Annotated in this window: 2 protein-coding genes; both read left to right on the plus strand. The window is 40.0% G+C overall.

What is annotated here, in order from left to right; genetic code table 11:
* The coding region (locus tag LHW48_04675) for a TonB-dependent receptor (protein ID MCB5259756.1) at positions 1-1,170 on the plus strand (1,170 nt) is incomplete at its 5' end.
* Positions 1,164-2,099, plus strand: a complete 936-nt coding sequence (locus LHW48_04680) for a hypothetical protein (GenBank protein ID MCB5259757.1) — start codon at positions 1,164-1,166, stop codon at positions 2,097-2,099. The genes LHW48_04675 and LHW48_04680, both read left to right, overlap by 7 nt.
* Positions 2,100-2,517: the final 418 nt, after the last annotated feature.

Genomic DNA, 2,517 nt, shown 5'->3' on the forward strand with positions numbered 1-2,517 from the left:
ATATTTAGCTGGAAGCCCAACAATGCACATCAAACAGATTTTGGCTGGGAACTAAAATACAATCAAACTTGGTTGAAGATGAATACTACATATCAATACGATCCATCATCTTTGCCGGATGTAGATGTAAGCTCTTTGATGAGTAGTGCTTATGTGCAAGATACTTGGGATTTGGATGAATTATGGAGTTTGCAGCCGGGTTTACGATTGAATTGGTATCGGACAATGCGCATCAATCTGGATCAAATTCCCGATGCCAGTTATGCAAATTTTGAGCCTCGCTTTTCCATTCGGCGACGATTGGATTTAGCAGAGAGTATTTATGCAAGCTATGGTTTGTATCATCAATATATGACCTTGATGTCTGCAGATATGAGCACTCCTTTCGATGTATGGTTTCCCTTAGATGGCAGTTTAAAACCAGGTCGCAGTCACCACCTAATACTCGGATATAAGAATCAATTTACAGATGGATTGGCATTGGATTGTGAGCTCTATTATAAGAGCTACGATCGTATTTTGGAATATGATGTGGCTACAGATTATGATTGGGATAACGAAACCGGAGAGCTTGCTGATACATTCCATGTGGGAAAGGGATACACCTATGGCGCTGATTTACTATTACGTACAGATTGGAAAGGCTTGGAAGGCTTTGTGGGCTTAACTCTAAGCAAAACCCAGCGAACAATGGAAGGCTTGAATGTGGATCCTTATACTCACGAAGCACAACCCTACTATCCCAAATACGACCGTTCTTATGCACTCTCTTTGGTGCAAACCTTCAATGTGAGTGAGAATACCGGAAAACAGGTATTGGGAGCAGATTTTAAGGTGGGAATAAACTTGAGTTTAAACTCCGGGCAACCTACAGAAAAACCAGAAAGAGTTTATTATGACGGCACGGATTATCAATTAATCTATTCATACAAGGATCGTGATCGCCTGCCCACATATTGCCGGTTGGATTTGAGCACAAAGTATGAATGGCACAAAAGCTGGGGCTCGATAGAACCATACTTTGAGATAATAAACGTCTTTAACCGTAAGAATGTAGGATATCGAGCATATTCATTGGATATTGAAACAGAAGATAGCGTAAAACTGAAGGCAGAAGATAGCGGTCAGTTTCCCTTTTTACCCTTCATAGGAGTAAACGTAAAATGGTAAAATATATAGTTGTAATAGCACTACTAATATGCCTTGGCGCTTGCGACAGTTTTACTTCGGAACCTCGCTTTGAAGGTGACGTCTATAGTATCGCAGCACTTCTGCAAGCTGGAAAGAGCATCAATAACGAACACCCATTGTACATAACAAAAAGTTCATCCATAGATAACTGGAATCCTACAGAAATGTTCGTTGAGAATGCTCAAGTTGAAATAGTAGAACTAAGCACTCAAAAAAGTTTTAGCTTACAGCCGGTATTCGACCAAACTGAAATGAAATTTAAATGGGTGGATCCTAATGCGAATATCATCTTACCCATGGAAAGTTATCGGATTGAGGTAAGAATTCCTGGATATGACAAATTGATAAGCGCACAAACAACAGTACCGCCAATGGCATCTGTGCTTAAAGATTATTACGGGCATGCCATATCGGGTGAGGGATACTCATACTCCTTGCAGGATATACCCGAGCTGGCATATAGCGAATCGGATAATCGCTATCCTTTGGCGTTAAATCTGGCTGAACATAGCGGAGTATATAATATGATGGCAGAAATGTTTTGCCTGGAAAACTTTAGCACTTCATTGGAGTTTACATCTCCAATACTGGGTCAGACCAATCCTCCCCAAGAAATGGAAGAAGCCTACAATGCAGCCGGAGAAGGAATCCGTCGAATAAGATTTTTGGGCAGATTTAGTGCAGATCTTCAAGCAGACTACGATGACCATCTCATCGTCTTGAAAGACTATCGGCAGGGCTTCATTTTTTATGGTCGCTACAGAATATCTTTGTTCATAACGGATGATAACTATTATCGATATAACTATATGCCTGAGGGTTATCTTCATGGCGGAGTGCAAAACGCATTGGGATATTTTGGTTCTGCCAGTGGAGGCACACTCTACACCAAAGTTATAAAGCCATAATAATCATATTGGCATAAGCTATATTATATATTGATCAAACCCTAAGAATTGATGTATAGTTCAGATATAACTACTCCCAGAACTTAGTCACTAATCTGAACCACAACTTTAATATTTAGTTTGTGATAATGCTATACTTATGATCGGTATGAAACGTTTGCACATCCATATATAGCAGATTATTTATGGCGCAAACAAGTGACAAAACACATATCAAAAGTAGGCATAGACCCTGATCTTCGTCTACCAGAATGTGAGCTTTCTTTAGCTAGAGATTTAGCTTAGATAAACCAAACCGGCTAATTCATGGCGTACTTTTGCGATGATTCTTACAATCCAGACCGGGATACTCTAAAACCAACGTTGTTCAAATGATTATATGGCTTACGGGGAAACCTGCTGGTTGCACAGCAGCTTG

This window comes from Candidatus Cloacimonadota bacterium, from assembly GCA_020532355.1.
Lineage (GTDB): Bacteria > Cloacimonadota > Cloacimonadia > Cloacimonadales > Cloacimonadaceae > UBA5456.

What these genes read in the sequence shown, in the direction of transcription:
- LHW48_04680 (MCB5259757.1), top strand. Translation starts at nt 1,164, where the DNA reads ATGGTAAAATATATAGTTGTAATAGCACTACTAATATGCCTTGGCGCT.